Annotated in this window: 21 protein-coding genes; 15 read left to right on the forward strand and 6 right to left on the reverse strand. The window is 69.1% G+C overall.

The features are described 5' to 3' along the window. Positions 1 to 36: 36 nt before the first annotated feature. Genes ACLKM7_RS17025 through ACLKM7_RS17045 form a run of 5 tightly spaced genes read left to right on the forward strand, consistent with a single transcriptional unit; the run spans position 37 to position 5,180 of the window. Entirely contained in the window at positions 37 to 1,041 is a 1,005-nt protein-coding gene (locus ACLKM7_RS17025) for an ABC transporter substrate-binding protein (protein WP_436448469.1), read from the forward strand. Positions 1,042 to 1,056: 15 nt separating this feature from the next. Beyond that, positions 1,057 to 1,902 (forward strand): ABC transporter permease, encoded by an 846-nt coding sequence (locus ACLKM7_RS17030; RefSeq protein ID WP_436448471.1) that lies wholly within the window; start codon positions 1,057 to 1,059, stop codon positions 1,900 to 1,902. Next, a complete protein-coding gene (locus ACLKM7_RS17035; protein ID WP_436448473.1) occupies positions 1,899 to 2,672 on the forward strand; it encodes an ABC transporter permease in 774 nt (257 codons plus the stop codon). Before ACLKM7_RS17030 ends, ACLKM7_RS17035 begins: the two co-directional genes overlap by 4 nt. A gap of 17 nt (positions 2,673 to 2,689) precedes the next feature. After that, on the forward strand, positions 2,690 to 3,487 hold the full coding sequence (locus ACLKM7_RS17040; protein ID WP_436448475.1) for an ABC transporter ATP-binding protein: 798 nt from the start codon (positions 2,690 to 2,692) through the stop codon (positions 3,485 to 3,487). Between the two features lie 46 nt (positions 3,488 to 3,533). Continuing rightward, a complete protein-coding gene (locus ACLKM7_RS17045) occupies positions 3,534 to 5,180 on the forward strand; it encodes a thiamine pyrophosphate-binding protein (protein WP_436448477.1) in 1,647 nt (548 codons plus the stop codon). Positions 5,181 to 5,224: 44 nt separating this feature from the next. Here ACLKM7_RS17045 and ACLKM7_RS17050 read toward each other — a convergent pair whose 3' ends face one another. Continuing rightward, the gene (locus ACLKM7_RS17050; protein ID WP_436448479.1) at positions 5,225 to 6,328 is read right to left on the reverse strand and encodes an epoxide hydrolase family protein; all 1,104 of its coding nucleotides are present in this window, start codon (positions 6,326 to 6,328) and stop codon (positions 5,225 to 5,227) included. Positions 6,329 to 6,537: 209 nt separating this feature from the next. Here ACLKM7_RS17050 and ACLKM7_RS17055 point away from each other — a divergent pair, with 209 nt between their 5' ends. From ACLKM7_RS17055 to ACLKM7_RS17090, 8 genes are all read left to right on the forward strand, one after another. Further along, positions 6,538 to 7,524, forward strand: coding sequence for an ABC transporter substrate-binding protein (locus tag ACLKM7_RS17055; protein WP_436448481.1), 987 nt, complete (start codon positions 6,538 to 6,540; stop codon positions 7,522 to 7,524). A gap of 173 nt (positions 7,525 to 7,697) precedes the next feature. After that, positions 7,698 to 8,549 (forward strand): ABC transporter permease, encoded by an 852-nt coding sequence (locus ACLKM7_RS17060; RefSeq protein WP_436448483.1) that lies wholly within the window; start codon positions 7,698 to 7,700, stop codon positions 8,547 to 8,549. Continuing rightward, complete coding sequence (locus ACLKM7_RS17065) at positions 8,546 to 9,370, forward strand: ABC transporter permease (protein ID WP_436448485.1); 825 nt, start codon at positions 8,546 to 8,548, stop codon at positions 9,368 to 9,370. Before ACLKM7_RS17060 ends, ACLKM7_RS17065 begins: the two co-directional genes overlap by 4 nt. Further along, positions 9,363 to 10,166 carry an ABC transporter ATP-binding protein gene (locus ACLKM7_RS17070; protein ID WP_436448487.1) on the forward strand — a complete coding sequence of 268 codons (804 nt, stop codon included), beginning with the start codon at positions 9,363 to 9,365 and terminating at the stop codon, positions 10,164 to 10,166. Before ACLKM7_RS17065 ends, ACLKM7_RS17070 begins: the two co-directional genes overlap by 8 nt. Continuing rightward, entirely contained in the window at positions 10,163 to 11,014 is an 852-nt protein-coding gene (locus ACLKM7_RS17075) for a PaaX family transcriptional regulator (protein ID WP_436448489.1), read from the forward strand. Before ACLKM7_RS17070 ends, ACLKM7_RS17075 begins: the two co-directional genes overlap by 4 nt. Before the next feature lie 121 nt (positions 11,015 to 11,135). Next, entirely contained in the window at positions 11,136 to 11,504 is a 369-nt protein-coding gene (locus ACLKM7_RS17080) for an ArsR/SmtB family transcription factor (RefSeq protein ID WP_436448491.1), read from the forward strand. Between the two features lie 9 nt (positions 11,505 to 11,513). After that, positions 11,514 to 12,017, forward strand: coding sequence for an SRPBCC family protein (locus tag ACLKM7_RS17085; RefSeq protein WP_436448493.1), 504 nt, complete (start codon positions 11,514 to 11,516; stop codon positions 12,015 to 12,017). Further along, positions 12,014 to 12,577 (forward strand): dihydrofolate reductase family protein, encoded by a 564-nt coding sequence (locus ACLKM7_RS17090; RefSeq protein WP_436448495.1) that lies wholly within the window; start codon positions 12,014 to 12,016, stop codon positions 12,575 to 12,577. Before ACLKM7_RS17085 ends, ACLKM7_RS17090 begins: the two co-directional genes overlap by 4 nt. A gap of 119 nt (positions 12,578 to 12,696) precedes the next feature. Here ACLKM7_RS17090 and menE read toward each other — a convergent pair whose 3' ends face one another. The 4 genes from menE to ACLKM7_RS17110 are packed head-to-tail and all read right to left on the reverse strand — an operon-like array spanning position 12,697 to position 16,594. Continuing rightward, positions 12,697 to 14,217: an o-succinylbenzoate--CoA ligase gene (gene menE / locus ACLKM7_RS17095; protein ID WP_436448497.1), complete on the reverse strand. Its 1,521-nt coding sequence runs from the start codon at positions 14,215 to 14,217 to the stop codon at positions 12,697 to 12,699. Positions 14,218 to 14,256: 39 nt separating this feature from the next. After that, on the reverse strand, positions 14,257 to 14,709 hold the full coding sequence (locus ACLKM7_RS17100) for a MaoC family dehydratase (RefSeq protein ID WP_436448499.1): 453 nt from the start codon (positions 14,707 to 14,709) through the stop codon (positions 14,257 to 14,259). 9 nt (positions 14,710 to 14,718) lie between these two features. Next, on the reverse strand, positions 14,719 to 15,636 hold the full coding sequence (locus tag ACLKM7_RS17105; RefSeq protein ID WP_436448501.1) for an amidohydrolase family protein: 918 nt from the start codon (positions 15,634 to 15,636) through the stop codon (positions 14,719 to 14,721). A gap of 25 nt (positions 15,637 to 15,661) precedes the next feature. Then, on the reverse strand, positions 15,662 to 16,594 hold the full coding sequence (locus ACLKM7_RS17110; RefSeq protein ID WP_436448503.1) for an SDR family oxidoreductase: 933 nt from the start codon (positions 16,592 to 16,594) through the stop codon (positions 15,662 to 15,664). Between the two features lie 118 nt (positions 16,595 to 16,712). Between ACLKM7_RS17110 and ACLKM7_RS17115 the strand changes: the two genes are divergently transcribed. Beyond that, positions 16,713 to 17,174 carry a MarR family winged helix-turn-helix transcriptional regulator gene (locus tag ACLKM7_RS17115; RefSeq protein WP_436448504.1) on the forward strand — a complete coding sequence of 154 codons (462 nt, stop codon included), beginning with the start codon at positions 16,713 to 16,715 and terminating at the stop codon, positions 17,172 to 17,174. A 25-nt stretch (positions 17,175 to 17,199) separates the two neighbouring features. Here the strand turns inward: ACLKM7_RS17115 and ACLKM7_RS17120 are convergent, their stop codons facing one another. Then, a complete protein-coding gene (locus tag ACLKM7_RS17120; RefSeq protein WP_436448505.1) occupies positions 17,200 to 18,426 on the reverse strand; it encodes an MFS transporter in 1,227 nt (408 codons plus the stop codon). 101 nt (positions 18,427 to 18,527) lie between these two features. On the opposite strand from ACLKM7_RS17120, the gene ACLKM7_RS17125 reads away from it, so the two are divergent. After that, positions 18,528 to 19,730 (forward strand): MFS transporter, encoded by a 1,203-nt coding sequence (locus ACLKM7_RS17125; protein ID WP_436448506.1) that lies wholly within the window; start codon positions 18,528 to 18,530, stop codon positions 19,728 to 19,730. The last annotated feature ends 8 nt before the right edge of the window (positions 19,731 to 19,738 follow it).

Here is a 19,738-nt window from a genome sequence, read left to right on the forward strand (position 1 = left end):
ACGAGGCCACCGGCGTCGATCAAGGAGGCTCGACCGATGAAGACGCGTGAGATGTGGACCCGGCGGCTCGCAGGCCCTGCGCTGGTGGGAGCCGCGGCGGTCGGGCTGCTGGTCGGCTGTTCGTCGGATGCCGGGACCGCACCGTCGGAAGCCGCCGAGGCCGGCGCCGGGGGTGAGACCGAGGTCGTCGAAGTCGCGGTACTCCCGACCTCGAACATGGCCGCCGTGCACCTCGGCGTGCAGGAGGGCTTCTTCGCAGACGAAGGGCTCGAGCTCAACATGACCACGGTCGGCGGCGGCGCCGAGATGGTCGCCGGCCTTCAGGCGGGTTCGTTCGACTTCGTCGCCGTCGGCTACGTGCCGCTCTTCACCGCTGCGGCCAACGGACTGCCGCTCGTGATGATCTCGGCCAACGACGTCGGCGGCGCCACCGTCGAGGAGGAGTGGCAGACGGTCGTGGCGGGCGCCGACTCCGACGTGCAGTCCGTCGAGGATCTCGAGGGTGCCACGATCGGGGTGAACGCCCTCAAGGGCGTCGCCGAGGCGACGATCCGCGCGTCCCTGCAGCAGCAGGATGTCGACGATTCGACGGTCCAGTTCGTCGAGGTCCCCTTCTCAGAGGTCCCCGCCGCGGTCGCGAACGGGACGGTCGACGCTGCATTCGCCAGCGAGCCGTTCATCACGCAGACGCTCGCGGACGGGGGCCGCATCGTCGACACCCCGTCGTACAACCTGGGGGAGAACTTCCCGAACGGCGTGTGGGCGACCACGCGCGACCTGGTCGAGTCGTCTCCTGATGTCGTCGATCGATTCGCGCGGGCGATCGCCGCGTCGATCGACTACGCCACGGAGAATCCGGATGCCGTGCGTGAGATCCTGCCGACGTACACCGCGCTGACTCCTGAACTGGCCGGCGAGATCCGCCTTCCCATCTTCCGATCGGAGCTCGACCGGCCGCAGCTGGAGAACCTCAGCCAGCTGCTCGTCGACTTCGGAGTCATCGACGAAGCTCCGAACCTCGACGAGCTGACTCGCGACTGAGCCACCGTCGTGACTGTGTCCCCACCGCAGCCGCGGGCGAAGGACGACGTGCGCCCACTGCCCGGGCCCACGGAGGCAGGCCCCGTCGGCCGGGCATGGCGCGGGATCTCGTCGCTCGGTGGCGCCCTCGTGATCGTCCTGACGGTCGAGGTGCTGGCGCGGCTCGATGTGCTGCCGTCCCGGTACCTGCCGCCGCCGAGCGTCGTCCTGCTCCGCCTCTTCGAAGCGATGGGCGAGCCGGTGTTCTGGCAGGCCACCGCCATGACCGTGATCGGCTGGTTCCTCTCGCTCACGATCGCCACCCTGGTGGCGGTCCCGCTGGGTGTGCTGCTCGGCACGAGCGAGCTCGCCCACCGTGCGACCCGGCCGATCGTCGAGTTCCTGCGTCCGGTGCCCTCCGTCGCGCTGATTCCGCTGGTCTTCCTGCTCTTCCGGCCCGGCTCGATGGACGGGAAGGTCTTCCTCGCGGCATTCGCGGCGACGTGGCCGCTCCTCATCCAGGTGATCTACGGGGTCCGGGCGATCAACCCGATCCAGCTCGCGACAGCGCGATCCTTCCAGATCGGTCGCGTGCGCTCGTTCTTCCGCGTCGTGATCCCCGCCGCCACCCCGTACCTGGCGACCGGCCTGCGAATCGCGTCGTCGGTCGCACTCATCCTCACCGTCACCGGCGAGATCATCATGGGCGCACCCGGCATCGGGCTCGAGATCAACCGCGCACGCGAGGGTGGGGACGTCCCGCTGATGTACGCCTACGTGATCGTGGGCGGCGTGCTCGGTGTGGTGCTCAATCTGGTGTTCGCCGCCCTCGAGCGGAAGGTGCTGCACTGGCACGTCTCACAGCGGAGCACGCGACGATGAGGCTCAAGAACGGCGTCTACATCGCGGCCGAGGTGCTCACGCCCATCGTCGTGGTGCTCCTCGTCCTGTGGTTCACCAACGCGCAGTCGAACTTCTTCCTGCCGCCGCTGCAGGACGTCGTCGGCGCCTTCATCGACAACTGGCTCTTCACGCTCGTGCCCAGCGAACTCCTGCCGAGCCTCTTCCGGCTGTTCACGGGATACCTCATGGCAGTCGTGCTCGGCGTGGGCGTCGGCATCCTGATCGGCAAGGTGCCGGCGATCCGGCGCCAGGCGACCCCGGTGATCGAGTTCCTGCGCGCGATCCCGCCGCCCGCCCTCCTGCCGTTCACGCTGATCGCCTTCGGCACCGGTGACGAGGCGAAGATCATCCTGATCGCACTCGTGTGCGTCTGGCCGATCCTGCTGAACACCGTGGACGGGATCACCGGCGTGGACGCCACGCTGCGCGAGACCGGTGCCAGCTATCGGATCGGCCGCTGGGACACGCTGTGGCGCATCGACCTGCGCGCCGCCGGCCCGCAGATCTTCGCCGGCATGCGGGCGGCGCTGCCGCTGGCCCTCATCATCATGGTCATCAGCGAGATGGTGGGGGCGACCAACGGGGTCGGGTTCTTCATCGTCCAGTCGCAGCGGACCTTCGCGATCCCGGACATGTGGTCGGGCATCATCCTGCTCGGCATCCTCGGCTACACGCTCAACCTGCTCTTCACCCTCATCGAACGCGGCGTGCTCGCGTGGCACCGCGGCTCGCGTGCCGAGGCCCGTTGACCCAAGGAGGAACAACTGTGCTTGCTCTGAAGAACGTCTCCAAACGCTACGGGGATGCCGCAACGGGAACACTCGCGGTGAAGGACCTGACCTTCACCGTCGGTGAGAACGAGGTGGTCACGATCGTCGGTCCGTCAGGCTGCGGCAAGACGACCGTGCTGAAGCTGATGGCGGGCCTCCTCGAGCCCAGCAGCGGCAGCATCACCGTCGATGGGCAGGAGGTCGTCCGGCCCCCGGAAGCGGTCGCGCTCGTCTTCCAGGACTACGTCAACTCGCTCTACCCCTGGATGACCGTCGGGCAGAACGTCGAGTTCCCGCTCACGCGCAAGGTGCGCGATCGTGCCGCCCGCCGCGATCGCGTCACGACGGCGGTGGAGTCGGTCGGGCTCGCGGGCTTCGAGGACCGCTACCCCTGGCAGCTCTCCGGCGGGATGCAGCAGCGTGTGGCGATCGCCCGGGGGCTGGCGTACCAGCCGCAGATCCTGCTCATGGACGAGCCGTTCGGCGCGCTGGACGCCCAGACCCGCGCCGACCTGGAGGACCTCGTGCTGCAGGTGCGCAACGCCTTCAGGATCACGATCGTCTTCGTGACGCACGACATCGACGAGAGCGTCTATCTCGCGGACCGGGTCCTGGTGATGGGCCCGAGGCCGACCTTCATCGAAGCGGACCTCGCGGTGGACCTTCCGTCGCCGCGCGACCAGATCGAGACCAAGGAACTCAGCGAGTTCGCCCGCGTCCGCGGCGACGTCTATCGCCGCATCCGTCGCTCCAGCGAATTGATGCGCACCGGGAACACGCAGGCCGCGACGTGAAGGCGTCGTCGCCCAAGACCAGCCCACTTCGAGGAGGAGCAGAAGGATGACGGACACACTCACAGTCGGCGAGGCGGTCGGCAGAGTCCTCGCCGAGCGTGGCGTCGCGCACGTCTTCGGCGTCGTGGGCAGCGGGAACTTCATGGTCACGCACGGTCTCGTCGCGGCGGGTGTTCCCTTCACCGCGGCACGGCACGAGATGGGTGCGGCCTGCATGGCGGATGCCTACACCCGCCTGACCGATCGAGTCGCCGCGGTGAGCGTCCACCAGGGCTGCGGTCTCACCAACGCGATGACGGGGATCGGCGAGGCAGCCAAGTCGAACACGCCGATCCTGGTCATCTCCGGCGACGCCGCGGTGGGCGACACGATCGGCAACTTCGCGATCGACCAGGACGCCCTGGTCGCATCCGTGGGGGCAGTGCCTCGACGCATCCATTCGGCGAAGACCGCCGTCACCGACGCGGTCGCGGCCTACGACTACGCGGTGCGCCACCGCGCTGCCGTCGTACTCTCGCTGCCGGTCGATCTGCAGGCAGAGTCGTGCCCCGACATCCCGGAGATCGCCGCGCCGCCGCGAGTGATTCCGGCCGGCGCATCCACGGCAGGACTCTCCGAGCTGGTGGAGGTGCTCGCCCACGCCGAGCGCCCGGTGATCCTCGGCGGACGAGGCGCCCGTCACGCCGCGGCGGAACTGAGCGCTCTCGCGGCTCAGACGGGCGCGATCCTCGCACCGTCGGCGGCGGCGCGAGGTCTCTTCGCCCACGAGGAGTGGGGTCTGGACGTCATGGGCGGCTTCGCGAGTCCGGTGGCGAGGGAGTTGATCCGTGAGGCCGATGTGCTCGTGGCCTTCGGCGTCGCGCTCAACCAGTGGACCGCGCACCGCGGCACGCTGACCGTTCAGCCCACGCTGGTGCAGGTCGACGACCGACCAGGGGCGTTCGGCAAGCACCGCGACGTGACGTTCGGCGTCATGGGCGACACCGCCGCGGTGGCCGCTGCCGTCACGGAACTCCTCACGGCCCGCGGACCCGCGCGCGCGGGCTACCGCACGCCGCAGACGGCGGAGCGGCTGCAACGCGGCCGGTACTGGGTACAGGACCTTCCCGAAGAGCAGAAGCACGCGGATCGGATCGGACCCGCCGCGCTGAGCGCCGCCCTGGACGCCATGCTGCCGATGGAGCGCGTCGTCGTGCCCGACGGCGGGAATGTGAATCTGTACCCCGGCGCGTTCCTGCGCGTGCCGGATGAGCGGGGATTCGTCATGCCGCTGTCGTTCCAGTCGATCGGACTGGGGCTCGCCAACGGCATCGGGGCGGGCATCGCGCGCCCCGATCGCGTGGCGGTCGTGGGTACCGGAGACGGGTCGTTCCTGATGGGAGCGGTCGAGCTCGACACCGCCGTGCGTGCCGGGCTGGGCATGGTCGTCATCGTCTACAACGACGACGCATACGGCGCCGAGGTGCACCTCTTCGCGGATCAGCCCGAGAAGCACGGCATCGTGCGATTCCCCGAGACCGACATCGCGGCGGTCGCGCGCGGGTTCGGATGCGACGGCGTGACCGTGCGCACCCTCGGCGACCTCGGCGCGGTGCAGGACTGGCTCGACGGGCCGCGCGACCGCCCACTCGTGATCGACGCGAAGATCGCCGGCGACCCGTCGCCGCTCATGGCCGAGCACGCGATGCACTGAGCGCGCCCTCGGTGCTCGGCCGGCCGTAGCGAGGCGCGTGCCGCTCAGAGGGCGGAGTCGAGGAAGGCCGTCAGGTCCGCGGCCCACAGTTCCGGTTCCTCCCACGGGCCGAAGTGGCCACCCTGGGCGACGACGGTGAAATGCCGGACGTCGAAGAACCGCTCCGCGTACACGCGCGGGGGACAGGCGATGTCGTGACCGAAGAGGGTGAGTCCGGTCGGTGCCGACGGACGGCGCCCGTCATCCCTGCGCTCGAGCGCGCCCTCCCGGTAGTGGCGCGCCGCCGACCCGGCCGTCTGGGTGAACCAATAGAGCGAGACCCAGTCCGCGATCTCGCCAGGGCTGAATCTGCTGAAGACGTCGCCGGAGCAGTCGCTCCACGCGCGCAGCTTCTCGACGATCCACGAGGCCAGGCCGACCGGAGAGTCGTTGAGCGCGAAGGCCAGGGTCTGCGGCTTGGTGCGCTGCAGCGCCGCGTAGGCACCCTCGTCGGCGAACCAGGATGCCATGCCGTCCAGAAAGGCGCGTTCGGCTCGGGAGGCGGTCGCCGGGTCGACGGTGTAGCGATGCCAGGCGGGTACGTCGCCGAGGTGCAGAGCCGTGACCCGATCCGGGTGCCTCGCGGCGAGCGCTTCCGCGACGGTGCTGCCCAGGTCGGCGCCGTGCACGGCGAACTGGTCGATGCCCAGCGCGGACATGACCGCGGCGAATCGATCGGCGATCCGGCTCGGGCCGGCGCCAGGGTGGCGTGGACGGTCGGAGAACCCGAAGCCCGGGATCGAGGGGATCACGAGATCGAAACGGTCGGCCAGCAGCGGGATGGCCTTCTCGAACCTGGGGAATCCGTCCGGCCACCCGTGGACGAGCATGAGAGGGGTCCGCCCCGGCGTGCCCGCGCGCACCACGTGGATGTTCCCTCCGTCCGTCGGGACGAGGTACTGAGCGAACCCGTTCCACCGTGCCTGCGCTGTAGTCCAGTCGTACTCGTCCCGCCAGTAGGCCGCGACCTCGCGGAGCACGCCCGGCGGCGTGCCCCAGGACCAGTCCGGTGCTGCGCCGGTGACGTCGTCCGGCCAGCGGGTGCTCGACAGCCGCGCGCGGAGGTCGTCGATGGCCGGCTGGGGGACCTCGATGCGGAACGGGAGCACGGAGCCACCGTAGCGGTGACCGAGATGCGACCCGGGGCACACGCATCCGATATTCAACGATTTCATGACGGGCGTCACGAAACACTTGACAATCGTGAAGGTGTGGGCGCACGATGACTTCAGTCCGGCACGCCGCGGTGAGGACCCGACATACGTCGAGAGCACCCGGCGGCCGGTGAACCCGAGCACCGTCCCCGAGAGGCCCGTCAATGAAGAAGAGTCTTGCCGTCATCGGCGTCGTCGCAGCCGCCGCACTCGCCCTGAGCGGCTGCACCGATTCCGGTGCACCGACCAACACGTCCACCGCTGAGCCGGGCAACGACACCGGCGAGCTGACCAAGGTCCGCGTCGCCGCGCTTCCCATCGCCGAGACGGGGGCCCTGTGGGCCGCCATGGAGGAGGGGATCTTCGAGGAGCACGGACTCGAGATCGAGGTCGTGCCAGCACAGGGCGGCGCGAACGCCATCCCTGCGCTCATCAGCGGCGACATCCAGTTCGCCATCGGCCAGCCCTTCGGGCCGATCCGCGCCGACCTGCAGGATCTCGGCGTCGTCATCGTCGGCAACTACGCCAACAGCCTCGCCGAGGGTACCGACGTCAACGCTGTCGTGGCTCTGGGCGACTCGGGCATCACGCGCCCGGCCGACCTCGCCGGCAAGAAGGTGTCGGTCAACACGCTCGGCGCCGCGGGCGACCTCACCATCCGCAAGGCCGTGCAGGACGACGGCGGCGACCCGTCGACGATCGAGTTCGTCGAGGTGGCGTTCCCCGACGTGCCCGCTCAGCTCGAAGCCGGCACGATGGACGCCGCGTGGGCGCCCGACCCGTTCCGCGGCATGATCGTCGGCGCCGGTGGCGTCGAGGTCGTCTCGCCGTACCAGGCCACCATTCCCGGGCTGACGGTGCTCACGAGCATCACGACGCAGGCGCTCCTCGACGAGGATCCTGACCTGGTCGCGGCGTACTCCGAGGCGATGGCCGAGGCGCTCGAATGGGCTGCCGGCAACGAAGAGGCCGTGCGGGCCGCGATCGCGACGAACCTCGAGATCCCGGAGGAGGCCGCCGCCGGGATCACCCTGCCGGAGTTCACGTGGGACCTCGCCGACGCCGGCATCGAAGAACTCGGCGCACTGGCCGTCGAGTTCGAGTACATCGACGCCGAACCGGATTGGGACCGCCTGCTGCAGCAGCAGTAGGACCCACGGTCACCGGTCCCCACGCCCCCTCCAGGCGCCGCTGGCGCGTCGCCCGGAGCCTCCGGGCGCGTGGGCCCAGCTTCCCACCGCGACGCGGCGGGAAGCATCCGGTCGCCGTCCTCGCCCTCCCCGATCGCGCTCCCGACGTAGCGAAACCGAACGGATCCACCTTCATGGCCACCGCTGACGCTCCGATGATCGTCGTCACGAGACCCGAGCCTCTTCCCCACGGGCGCCGAGCCCGGCGCAACCGCGGCCTGCGCAAGCTCGCCCTCGGCGTCGCCGGCATCGCCGGGTTCCTCCTGATCTGGCAGCTGCTGCCGATGCTTGGGATCGTGAACCCGGCGTACTTCCCGACCGCGACCGAGACGATCGCGCAGCTGCTGGTCGAGTTCCGCGATCTGGAGTTCTGGCGCAACGTCGGCCGCACGCTGACCTCGTGGGGAATCGGACTGCTGATCGCAACGGTGCTCGCTGTCGTGCTGGGCACGATCATCGGGCTCGTGCCGTTCCTGCGGCGCGCGACCCACACCACGGTCGAGTTCCTGCGGCCGATCCCGTCGGTGGCGCTGATCCCGCTCGCGATCCTGATGTTCGGCTATCAGCTGCAGGCGGCGCTGCTGATCATCGTCTTCGCGAGCTTCTGGCAGGTGTTCATCCAGGTGCTCTACGGCGTGGCGGACGTGGATGCCGTCGCTCGCGACACGGCACGCAGTTTCGGGCTGTCGCGGGGTTCGCGCATCGTCAACCTGGTGTTCCCGACGGCACTGCCGTACCTCATGACCGGCCTGCGCCTGGCCGCCACCGTCGCACTGATCCTGGCCATCACGGCCGAGATGTTCATCAACGTCCCCGGTCTCGGCCGCGCGATCATGTTCGCGCGCGAAGCCGGCCAATGGACCACGGTCTACGCGCTGGTGATCGTGACCGGCATGCTGGGGCTGCTCGTCAACCTGGTGTTCCGCGCGATCGAGCGCCGTTCGCTGTCGTGGCACCAGTCGGTGCGAGGGGAGGAGGTCCTGTGACCCTCTACACGAGCACGGTGATCACCCCGCGCCGCCCGTCACGGGCGTGGGCGAAGTTCGGAGAGAACACCGCCTACGCCCTCGGCCTCCCGATTCTGCTCCTGGTGATCTGGGGGGTCTGGTCGTCGATCTCGCCGGCGCTGTTCTTTCCCAGCCCCCTCGTCATCGCCGAGGCCTTCGTCCAGACGTGGGTCGGGCCGGCATTCTTCGCCGACGTGCTGCCGAGCCTCGGACGCCTGGCGATCAGCATCGTGCTGGCCGTCGTGCTCGGCATCGCGGCGGGCACCGTCATCGGGCTGGTGCGCTGGCTGCGCGAACTGCTGGAGCCGATCTTCGAGTTCTTCCGGGCCGTTCCGCCGCCGGTGCTGATCCCCATCGTCGCGGTGCTCGTCGGTGCCAACGACACGATGAAGATCGTGGTGATGGTCACCGGTGCGGTGTGGCCGGTGCTGCTCAACACGATCGAGGGCGTGCGTGCCACCGACTCGGTCATGACCGAGACGGCGAGGTCCTTCGCGATCACACCGGGGGAGCGGCTGCGCTATCTCGTCCTTCCGTCGGCGAGCCCGCGCATCATGACGGGCGTGCGGCAGTGCCTGTCGATCGCGCTCATCCTCATGGTCATCTCGGAGATGTTCTTCTCCTCATCGGGACTCGGGTACCGGATCGTCTACTTCCAGCGCAACTACCTCATCGCCGAGATGTGGAGCGGCATCGTGCTGCTCGGACTCATCGGCGTGCTGCTCGCGGTGATCTTCGGATTCGCCGAGCGGCGTGTGCTGCGCTGGTACCACGGAATCAAGGAGGTCGAGCGTGCCTGAAGCGCTTCTCAAGGTCGAGCACCTGCGCAAGGTCTACGAGTCCTCGACGGGCAACGTCGAGGCGATCGGCGACATCAGCTTTCAGATGGATGCCGGTGAGCTCGTGGTGATCGTCGGTCCGTCGGGCTGCGGCAAGACCACTCTGCTCAAGTGCATCGCGGGGCTGCTGAAGCCCACCGACGGGCTGGTCGAGCTGGACGGCAAGCGCGTCACGGCACCGCCGCCGAACATGGCGCTGGTGTTCCAGGAGTACGGCCGCAGCCTCTACCCCTGGCTGACCGTGCGCGGCAACGTCGAGCTGCCGCTCAAGCACAAGAAGCTGTCGCGCACCGAGCGCGACCGGCTGATCGACGACGCGCTCACCGCGGTCGGCCTCGAACACGCCGCCCGCAGCTACCCGTGGCAGCTGTCGGGCGGGATGCAGCAGCGCGTCGCGATCGCGCGCGCCGTGGCGTACCAGCCCGAGGTGCTCATCATGGACGAGCCGTTCGCAGCGGTGGATGCGCAGACCCGTGCCGACCTCGAAGATCTCGTCCGCACGCTGCACCGAGAGCGTGGCATGTCGATCCTGTTCGTGACGCACGACATCGACGAGTCGGTCTATCTCGGTCAGCGCGTGGTGGTGCTGTCGAAGTCGCCGACGTGGGTGCAGGAAGACCTCGCGATCGACCTCGCTCCCGAGCGCGACCAGATCACCACGCGTGCCCTGCCGAGGTTCACCGAGCTGCGTACTCACGTGTACGAGCAGATCCAGCGGGCGAAGCGGGGCGAGGCCGTCCGCCCGGGTGCGGCGTGACCTTCTCCGTCGCATCGCAGATGCTGGGTGAGACGGATGCCGAGACCTCCGTGCTCACCCGCAAGCCGCGGCAGCTGCTGCTGGCCTTCTTCGGCGAGTACGTGTGCGACCGCTTCTTCGAGCCGCTGCGGGCGAGCGTCCTCATCGGGGCGCTCGAGAGCGCCGGCGTCGCGGCATCCGCGGTCCGCACGAATCTCGACCGCATGGTGCACAGCGGAATGCTCGAGCGGCGGCGGCTCGGCCGCGAGATCGGGTTCGAGCTGACCTCGCACGGCAGTGAAGTGCTGCGCGAGGCATCCGGTCGTGTCAACGGCCCCACTCCGTTCGAACCGCAGGGCGAGGGCTGGACGCTCGTCACGTACAGCGTGCCCGAGCACATGCGCACGCTGCGCCACCGACTGCGGGCGGCGCTCACCTGGTCGGGCTTCGCGGTGCTGCGAGACGGGTTGTGGATCGCCCCCGGCGCCGTCGATCTCGCGTCCGCCCTCGACGCGATCATCCCCGATCTGCCGCCCGGTTCGGTCAACGCGTTCGCCGCGTCCGAGCTCGACGGGTTCCCGATGGCGGAAGCCGTGCGCACGGCGTGGGATGTGGAGCGCATCCGCGACGCCCACCACGAGTTCATCGCGCACTGGGAACGCGAGGACGCGGCATCCGATCTTCCCCCGCTCACCACGCGGACGGTCCTGGTCGCCGACTGGCTCGCGCTGCTGCGCATCGATCCTCGCCTGCCCCGCCAGTACATGGGCGAGGACTGGCCATCCGACCGCTCCTATGAGCTGTTCACGCGCCGCCACCGCGAGTTCGCCTTCCCCGCCGTGCGCGACTTCGCCGCCCTCGTCGGGTAGTCGGCCTGGCGAGACCGTATCTCAGCGTGCAGTGAGGGAGGTGGACGGGACGACCTCCGGTTGACTCTGATCCCAGAGGGTCCTACATTTAACACATTTGTTAAATGTAGGAGTTGAGGTTATGGCGACTGATCAGCTGAGCACCGTCTTCGCGGCGCTGGCGGACCCAACGCGGCGGGCGATTCTCGCCGAGTTGAGCGAACGCGACGCCACGGTCACCGAGCTCACCGCGCCGCTTCCCATGTCCATGCCCGCGGTCTCCAGGCACCTGAAGGTTCTCGAGCACGCGTCACTGATCTCGCGCTCACGGGTCGGCAAGTGGCGCGCGTGCCGGATCGAGGCTGCGCCCCTGCGTGAGGCCGCCGACTGGATCGAGCGCTATCGGCGGTTCTGGGATGCGTCTCTGGATCGCCTCGACGCCCATCTGGCTGCAGTTCAGGCCGCCGAACGCGTATCGCATCGGATGGGTGTCGATGGGACTTCCTCCTGAGGAGCAAAAGTGAGCATCGAGTCTTCGCAGGTCTCCTTCTTCATGAGTCGCGTGTTCCACGCACCGCGTCAGCTCGTGTATCGCGCGTTCACCGACCCCGACCAATTGGCCGCGTGGTGGGGGCCCATCGGCAACTTGCTGCCGCGCGACGAGATCGAGGTGGACGTGCGACCCGGTGGCTTTCAACGGTGGACTGAGATTCGGGTCGCTGACCCCGAGGTCCGGACCCACGTGTATATCGACCTGACCGACGTCGCGAACGATGAGGTCCTTGAGGGTGTGATGCATGTGAGCGGCCGGCTCCCGGGTGGGTTCGAGCCGTTCGAGACGAGGTTTCGAATCGAGTTCCATGACGAGCCCGATGGTCTTACCCGGCTGGAGATTCGCCAGTGGCTTCCCGCCCACCTCGTGGCCCCCAGCAAGCAAGGGTGGTCCGAGGCATTTACCAAACTCGATGGCGTTCTGAACGACAGCCGGGCACACGCAACCGAGCGCCGAGGAGGCACTTCATGACGACACTGACCTACGCGACGAATGTGACCATCGACGGCTACATCGAGGATGAAAGCGGCAGGTTCGACTTCTTCCCCGTCGACGACGAGGTGTTCGCGGCCCACACAGACCTGATGCGGTCCGTCGGCACGCTCCTTTACGGGCGACGCCTGTACGAGGCAATGGCCGTCTGGGAGACCAACGCCGAACTCGCCGCGCACTCCACCCTATTCGCCGACTTCGCTGCAGCCTGGCGTACACCGAGAAAGATCGTCTATTCCAGGACGCTGACCGCCCCCGCCACCGCCAACACGCGGATCGAATCCGACTTCGACCCCGCCGCACTTCAGGAACTCAAAGCCACCGCCTCACAGGACCTTCTTATCGGAGGTCCGGACCTTGCGGCCCACGCGTTCCAGGCCGGGCTGGTGGACGAGGTCCACCTCTACGTCTTACCCATCGTGATCGGAGGCGGCAAGCCGGGCCTGCCTCCCGGAACGCGAGCGGATCTCGAACTCCTCGACGAGCACCGATTCGGCAACGGCGTAGTGCGGCTCCGCTACCGGACCCGGGAGTCCTGATTTCCGCGTAGCCGAGCGCAGCACACCGCCCAAGCCCCCGACCGCTCCGCTTCGATGGCGAAGCAGCATGTGCCACCTCCTGGGGGGCGAAGGCACCTTCTCGCCGGCGGTGACGGGTACTACTCGCTGAAGCGGGCGCGCAGGTCGGCCTTGCGCACCTTGCCCGAGGCCGTGCGGGGCAGATCCTCGACCACCACGACGTTCTTGGGCAGCTTGTAGCGGGCGAGCAGTCCGTCCAGGTGGGAGCGGACCTTCTCGGTGTCGACGTCGGCGCCCTCCGTGAGGGTGACGACGGCCCACGGCACCTCGCCCCACCGGTCGTCGGGCACACCCACGACGGCGACGCCCGAGATGCCCTCGATGTCGGAGATGAGGTTCTCGACCTCGGCGGGGTAGATGTTCTCGCCGCCCGAGATGATCATGTCCTTCAGCCGGTCGGCGATGTAGAGGTACCCGTCGGCATCCAGGTAGCCCAGGTCGCCCGAGCGGAACCACCCGTCGTCGGTGAAGGCCTCGGCCGTCGCCTCTGGCTGCCCGTGGTACCCGAGGAAGACGTTCGGACCCGTGATCTCGATCTCGCCCACGGTTCCGCGCGGGACCATGTCGCCGTGCTCGTCGGCGATCCGCACCTCCGTGAAGAAGTGCGGCAGACCGACGCTGCCCTGCTTCTCGCGGGTCATCGCGGGAGAGAGCGAGGTCGCGCCCGGCGAGGTCTCGGTCATGCCGTAGCCCTGCGAGAACGACAGCCCACGTTCCTCGTAGGCGTTCAGGATGCGCGTGGGCACGGCCGATCCGCCGCACGTGAGCTTCTGCAGCGTCGACAGGTCGGTGCGGGCCCAATCGGGATGGTCGGCCATCATCTGGTAGGTCGTCGGCACGCCGCTGAGCATCGTGACGCCGTGGTGCTGGATCAGCCCGAGCGCGCGGCCGGGCTCGAACCCCCTCTCGAGCACGAGCGTCGCGCCTTTGAGGATGACGGGCAGCGCGCCCATTCCGAGCGACGCGACGTGGAAGAGCGGCGAGATCATGAGCGACACGTCCGTCGAGACGACGTCGTAGTCCACGATGCAGTTCAGCGCGACCCAGGTGAGATTGCCGTGCGTGAGCACCGCGCCCTTGGGGCGTCCGGTGGTACCGGAGGTGTAGATGATCGCGGCCGGATCGTCGAGGTCGACGTCGGCGACGGTGTGACCGGCGGTCGCCTCGGCGACGAGCCGGGCGAGGCCCGGGCTCTCGGGGACGCCGTCTCCGGTCACGATGACCTGGGCGATCCGCCCGGCCTCGACGCCCGGCATCGCCCGGTCGAGGAACTCCGGGTCGAGGATCAGCGCTCGAGCGCCGGAGTCCACCAGCACGTGCCGCATCTCAGGGGCTGCGAGCCGCGTGTTGATCGGCACGAACACGGCGCCCAGCTGCGCCGCCGCGAACATGACCTGCAGGAACTGCGGGCTGTTCTCGCCGATGTAGGCGACGGCGTCGCCCTTGCCGATGCCGCGACGGGCGAGCACCGCGGCGACGCGGTCCGCGGCATCCGCGAACTGCCGATACGTCAGCTGGGCGCCGTCGAAGATGACGGCGGGCTTGTCGGGGTTGCGCAGTCGCCTTTTGGCGAGCCAGAAACCCAGTCCCTTGTTGTGCATCGTTGCGGGGTCCTCTCCCTCGAGGCGCGAGCGACGGTTTCAGGCGTAGAAGCGGTACACGCCTCGCGCCACGACCGCGGGCTTGTCGGCGCCCTCGATCTCGATGGTCTGGTCGACGGCGAACTGGTACCCGCCGCGGACCTCGGTGACCTCGGCGATGACCGCGTTCATCCGGACGCGCGCCCCCACCTTCACGGGGGAGACGAAGCGCACCTTGTCGAGTCCGTAGTTGACCTTGGTGCCGACGCCGGTCACGTCGAATAGCTCGGACCAGAACTTCACGGTGAGCGACAGCGAGAGATACCCGTGCGCGATCGGTCCGCCGAAAGGCCCGGACGCCGCGCGCTCGGGGTCGACGTGGATCCACTGGTGGTCGTCGGTGGCATCGGCGAAGAGGTTCACGCGGTCCTGCGTGACCTCGAGCCACTCCGACCAGCCGAGGTCGGTTCCGGCCATTCCGGCGACATCGGCGTAGGCGACGGTGGTGGTCATGGGATGTCCTTACTTCGTGGGGCGCGAGCCTTCGGGGGTGGCGGATGCCGTCAGCCCGAGCAGCCGCGCGGCGTTGGCCTTGAGGATGCCGGGCATGACCTCGGGCTTGAGCGTCGTCTGCTCGACGTCGCGTCGCCAGCGGTCGGGGGTGAGCAGCGGAAAGTCCGAGCCGAAGAGGACGCGGCTCTTGAGGTACGAGTTCGCCGCGCGTACGAGCTGCTCGGGGAAGTACTTGGGGCTCCAGCCCGAGAGGTCGATCCACGTGTTGTGCTTGTGCGTCGCCACCGAGAGTGCCTCGTCCTGCCATGGGACCGAGGGATGCGCCATGATGATCTGCAGCTCAGGGAACTGCGCGGCCACCGTGTCGAGCAGCATCGGGTTCGACAGGCCGAGACGGAAGCCCCGCCCGCCCGGCAGTCCGGCTCCGATCCCGGTCTGGCCGGTGTGGAACAGGGCGACGACGCCGGCCTGCTGCAGCACGGCGTAGAGCGGGAAGTGCGCCTCATCGGAAGGATCGAATCCCTGCACCGTCGGATGGAACTTGAAGCCGCGCACACCGTGATCTTCGACGAGGCGCCGCGCGTCGTCGATCGCCGACGACTTGCGGGGGTCGACCGAGCCGAACGGGATGAGCACGTCGTTGTTGCGGGCGGCGCCCTCGGCGACCTCGGCGCTCGAGATGGGCGCGTGCCCGAGGTTCGTCTCGGCGTCGACGGTGAACACGACCGCGGCCATGCGACGTTCCCGGTAGTACGCCGCGATCGAGTCGAGGTCGGGATTGGGTCCGTCGGTCGAGAAGTACTTCGCCGCCGCCGCGGTCAGATCGTCGGGCAACGATGCGTGGCCGTGCCCGTCGACCTCGATGTGCACGTGGACATCGATCGCCTCGATCGCATCGAGGTCGATGGCGGACTCGTACCGTGTCATGCGCGTCTCGTCTCGCTCCGCTCGCTCAACGACCGGTCGGCGCCGGGCGCTGCAGCTCCTCGGGCAGCGGAGGGAACTTCTCGCCAACGGTCTGCAGGTCTCCCAGGGCGTCGGCGAATCCGGTGGTGAGGTCGTCGTACGACCAGCCGCCGTCGCTGTAGGCGGTGGCGACGGGCTCGGGGTGCGACCACAGCTGCAGCCGGTCGCCGCCGATGCCGATGGCCTGACCGGTGACGGATGCCGCGGCATCCGATGCGAGGTAGGCGATGAGTCCTGCGACGTCGTCCGACGTGCCGAACCCGAGGTCGTGGCGGAAGAAGGCGGGCATGGGCTCGCCCTTCTCATCGGCCTCGACCGCGGCGGCGAAGTACGGGACGGTGGCCGTCATGGCGGTCGCGGCGACGGGGATGACCGCGTTGGCGGTGATGCCGGCCTTCTTCAGCTCGAGCGCCCACGTGCGGACCATGCCGACGATACCCGCCTTGGCGGCGGCGTAATTGGTCTGGCCGAAGTTGCCGCGCTGGCCGGTGGGGGAGCCGATGCAGACGATGCGGCCGGGGATCTCATTGGCGCGCATGTAGGTCGCCGCTTCCCGCACGCACGTGAAGGTGCCGCGAAGGTGCACGTTGATGACGGTGTCGAAGTCGTCGTCGCTCATCTTCCACAGCACGGTGTCGCGCAGGACGCCGGCGTTGGTGACGAGGATGTCGAGCCGCCCGTAGGTGTCGACCGCGGTCTGCACGAGCTGCTTCGCCGTCTCGGTCGGGCCGACCGGCGCGACGACGGCGACAGCCCTGCCGCCGACGGACTCGATCGAGGCGACCGCCTCAGCGGCAGTGGCCTCGTCCACGTCGTTGACGACGACCGCGGCACCCTGGCGGGCGAGTTCCTGCGCGTAGGCGAGGCCCAAGCCACGACCCGAGCCGGTGACGATGGCGACTTTGCCTTCGAGTGACATGCGTGACTCCCTTGTGTCCTGCGCAGTGCGTCCTGTCTACGTGTCGTGCCTATTGAAGTCGCGATGGTTGAGATTGTCAATCGTTTGCTTCATCCACGAAGTGGGCTACGATCTGTCCATGCCGAAACCCGCCGACGTCGCCGCGACCGGACTGCGCGCATCGGCGCTGACCGACGACCTGAGCTTCCTGCTCGCCCGCGCGAACGCGATCGCGCTCAGCGCCGGCAATGCCGCGCTCGCCGAACACGGGTTGAAGGCGCGTTCGTACTCGGTGCTCTCCCTCGCCGCCGACGGGGCAGGACCCTCGCAGCGCGAGCTCGCCGAGTTCCTCCGACTGGACCCGAGCCAGGTCGTGAGCCTCGTCGACGACCTGCAATCGCGCGGCCTCGTCGAGCGTCGCCCCGACCCCGCGGATCGGCGCGCCAACGTCGTCATCGCGACGGACGCCGGCCGCGCCCTGGCAGCGGCCGCGCGCGACTCTGCCCGATCGGCCGAGGAGCGCGTGCACGCGCAGCTGTCGGCCGACGAGCGTCAGACCCTCACCGACCTGCTGCGCGCTTTGGCGTTCCCCGACGCCTGAGGCCGCAGCATCCGTCCTCTCCGGGCTAGCGGCTGTCGAGGACGTACCGGTCGCGACCGGCGAAGAGGCCCACGACCGTCAGCACCACGAGCACCGCGAGCAAGAGCGACAGCGAAGCCGTCCAGCCGCCGGTGAGGCTGTGCAGCCAGCCGAATACGATCGGTCCCATCGCGGCGATGACGTAGCCGACCGACTGCGACATGCCCGAGAGGGCCGACGCCGCGTCGTGATCCCGCGCGCGCTGGGCCATCAGCGTGAGCGACATGCCGAGCGTCGCGCCGGAGGAGAGGCCGAGCAGCGGCGTCCAGACGAGGATCGCGTCGGGGGCGAGCATGAGTCCGGCGGCCCCGACGATCGCGAGCGACGGGATGAGCGCCGGCGCGAAGCGCTCGATCCGCCCGCGCAGCACCAGGGGGAGCAGCAGGGATCCAGCCAGCGAGAACAGCTGGTAGACCATCACGTCCACCCCGGCGACGACCTCGCTGCGCCCGGTCGACATCGAGATCGTGGCGAGCCATGTGACGAGCATGTAGAACATTGATGCCTGCAGTCCCATGTACGCGGCGACGAGCCAGGCCAGCGGATCGGTCCAGATGCCGGTGCGACCGTGCTGCGACGCCGACCGCGAGTGCGCCCGGCGCCCTCGGTGAGCCCACCACCACACCGCGATCGCGAACGGGAGCAGGATGCCGCCGGTCACGAGCAGTGCGATGCGCCAGCCCGCCGGATCCCCGCCCAGATCGATGTGCGAGATCGGCACGACGACCCCAGACGAGATCGCCCCGAACCCCGCGAGCAACGCCGTGTACAGGGCCGTGACGGCGGGCACGTGACCGGCGAAGTCGCGTTTGACCACCGACGGCATGAGCACGTTGATGATGGCGATCCCGATGCCGATGACAGCAGTGCCGATCCATAGGCTGACGACGGGTCCTGGCAGGGATCGCACCGCGGTGCCGGCCAGCAGCACCAGCAGCGACCACAACAGCACGCGCGGCTGCCCGAAGCGGCGGCTCAGATCATGTGCCAGCGGTGAGAACAGGGCCCAGGCGATGAGCGGTACGGCGGCCAGCACTCCGAGCGTCGAGACCGCCATTCCGGTGTCGGCGCCGATCTGGTCGATCAGCGGGCCGAGCCCGGTGATCGTGGGGCGCATGTTGGCGGCCACGAGGCACACCGCGGTGATCAGAAGCGCGGCCGAGGTCGCCCGCGATCCGGAGGGCGGCGGGATGATCCGCGACGGTGAGGCCATGGATACCGGACTATAGCCGAGCCCCTCGCCGTCACGTGCCGGGTTCTCGCTGAGCGGCAATGGCTCCGACCGACTGCACGCGCGCTCGATAGCCTGGCGCGATGCGACCGCCCAGCCGTGCCCCGCGCTCATGGCACGCCGTCGGCGTGACGCTCACGATCCTGCTCACGGCGGCCGTGCTGCGCTCGCCGATCGTCGCGGTCGCGCCCGTCGCCCGTGAGGTGGGCGCCGACCTCGGCGTCAGCGCCGGTGTCGTGGGTCTGCTCACGAGCATCCCCGTGCTGGCTTTCGCGGTGTGCGCTCCGCTCGCCGTCGTGCTGATCCGCCGCTGCGGTGCCGATCTCGCCCTGACGATCACCCTGGCGGGGTCGGTCGCGGGATGCCTGGTCCGCTCGTTCGGCGGCCTCGCCGCGGTCATGGTCGGGACCGCGATGATCGGCCTCTTCCTCACGATCGGCAACGTCGTGGTGCCGATCATCATCAAGCGCGAGTACCCGCCCGCCCGCGTGGCGTTCATGACGGGCGTCTACACGTCCGCGATAAATGTCGGCACGATGCTCGTCACGCTCACCACCGCGCCGCTTGCCGCCGCGACGGACTGGCGCGTCGCGATCGCGGTTTGGGGCGGCTTCGGGCTCGCGGCGCTCGCGACATGGATCGGGACCCTCGGTGTGAGGGCACTCGTGCCGACCGCGGCTCCCCGGGCGGCGGATTCGGCCGATGGCACGCGCTCGGCGGCCTGGGCGCCGTCGACCTGGTTCCTCGCGGTCGCGTTCGCCGGGCAGGGCTTCGCGTTCTACGCGACGACGGCGTGGCTGCCCTCGCTCCTGATGGACGAGGGGATGCCGGCGGCACAGGCGGGGGCCGTGGCATCCGTCTTCCAGCTCGCGGGCATCGCCGGTGCGCTCGGAATCCCGCTGTTCGCGCACCGCACTTCACTCGCCACCGGCGCCGTCGTCATCGGTGTCGCGTGGCTCGCGATCCCTCTCGGCTTCCTGTTCGCCCCCGGCGCCTGGGTGGTGTGGTGCATCGTCGGCGGCCTGGCGCAGGGCGCCGGCATCACGTGGGTGTTCATCATGCTCAACGCCCTCGGCGGCGACGAGCGCGCCGTCGCCGGCCGGTCGGGCACCGTGCAGGCGGTGGGCTACGCGGTGGGGGCGAGCGGTCCGATCGTGCTCGGGGCGCTGCATGAGGCGTCGGGCTCGTGGACCGCGCCGCTGCTCGTGCTGCTGGTGGCGGTGCTGACACTGCTCGTGGCCGGGAGGGCGGCGGCGCGACCGTTGTCGCGCGTGGCACCGCGATGAGTCGTCGG

The sequence above is a fragment of the Microbacterium sp. I2 genome (assembly GCF_051364985.1).
Taxonomy (GTDB): domain Bacteria; phylum Actinomycetota; class Actinomycetes; order Actinomycetales; family Microbacteriaceae; genus Microbacterium.

What these genes read in the sequence shown, in the direction of transcription:
- ACLKM7_RS17025 (WP_436448469.1), top strand. Translation starts at nt 37, where the DNA reads ATGAAGACGCGTGAGATGTGGACCCGGCGGCTCGCAGGCCCTGCGCTG.
- ACLKM7_RS17035 (WP_436448473.1), top strand. Translation starts at nt 1,899, where the DNA reads ATGAGGCTCAAGAACGGCGTCTACATCGCGGCCGAGGTGCTCACGCCC.
- ACLKM7_RS17045 (WP_436448477.1), top strand. Translation starts at nt 3,534, where the DNA reads ATGACGGACACACTCACAGTCGGCGAGGCGGTCGGCAGAGTCCTCGCC.
- ACLKM7_RS17055 (WP_436448481.1), top strand. Translation starts at nt 6,538, where the DNA reads ATGAAGAAGAGTCTTGCCGTCATCGGCGTCGTCGCAGCCGCCGCACTC.
- ACLKM7_RS17060 (WP_436448483.1), top strand. Translation starts at nt 7,698, where the DNA reads ATGGCCACCGCTGACGCTCCGATGATCGTCGTCACGAGACCCGAGCCT.
- ACLKM7_RS17080 (WP_436448491.1), top strand. Translation starts at nt 11,136, where the DNA reads ATGGCGACTGATCAGCTGAGCACCGTCTTCGCGGCGCTGGCGGACCCA.
- ACLKM7_RS17090 (WP_436448495.1), top strand. Translation starts at nt 12,014, where the DNA reads ATGACGACACTGACCTACGCGACGAATGTGACCATCGACGGCTACATC.
- menE (WP_436448497.1), bottom strand. Translation starts at nt 14,217, where the DNA reads ATGCACAACAAGGGACTGGGTTTCTGGCTCGCCAAAAGGCGACTGCGC.
- ACLKM7_RS17100 (WP_436448499.1), bottom strand. Translation starts at nt 14,709, where the DNA reads ATGACCACCACCGTCGCCTACGCCGATGTCGCCGGAATGGCCGGAACC.
- ACLKM7_RS17105 (WP_436448501.1), bottom strand. Translation starts at nt 15,636, where the DNA reads ATGACACGGTACGAGTCCGCCATCGACCTCGATGCGATCGAGGCGATC.
- ACLKM7_RS17110 (WP_436448503.1), bottom strand. Translation starts at nt 16,594, where the DNA reads ATGTCACTCGAAGGCAAAGTCGCCATCGTCACCGGCTCGGGTCGTGGC.
- ACLKM7_RS17115 (WP_436448504.1), top strand. Translation starts at nt 16,713, where the DNA reads ATGCCGAAACCCGCCGACGTCGCCGCGACCGGACTGCGCGCATCGGCG.
- ACLKM7_RS17120 (WP_436448505.1), bottom strand. Translation starts at nt 18,426, where the DNA reads ATGGCCTCACCGTCGCGGATCATCCCGCCGCCCTCCGGATCGCGGGCG.
- ACLKM7_RS17125 (WP_436448506.1), top strand. Translation starts at nt 18,528, where the DNA reads ATGCGACCGCCCAGCCGTGCCCCGCGCTCATGGCACGCCGTCGGCGTG.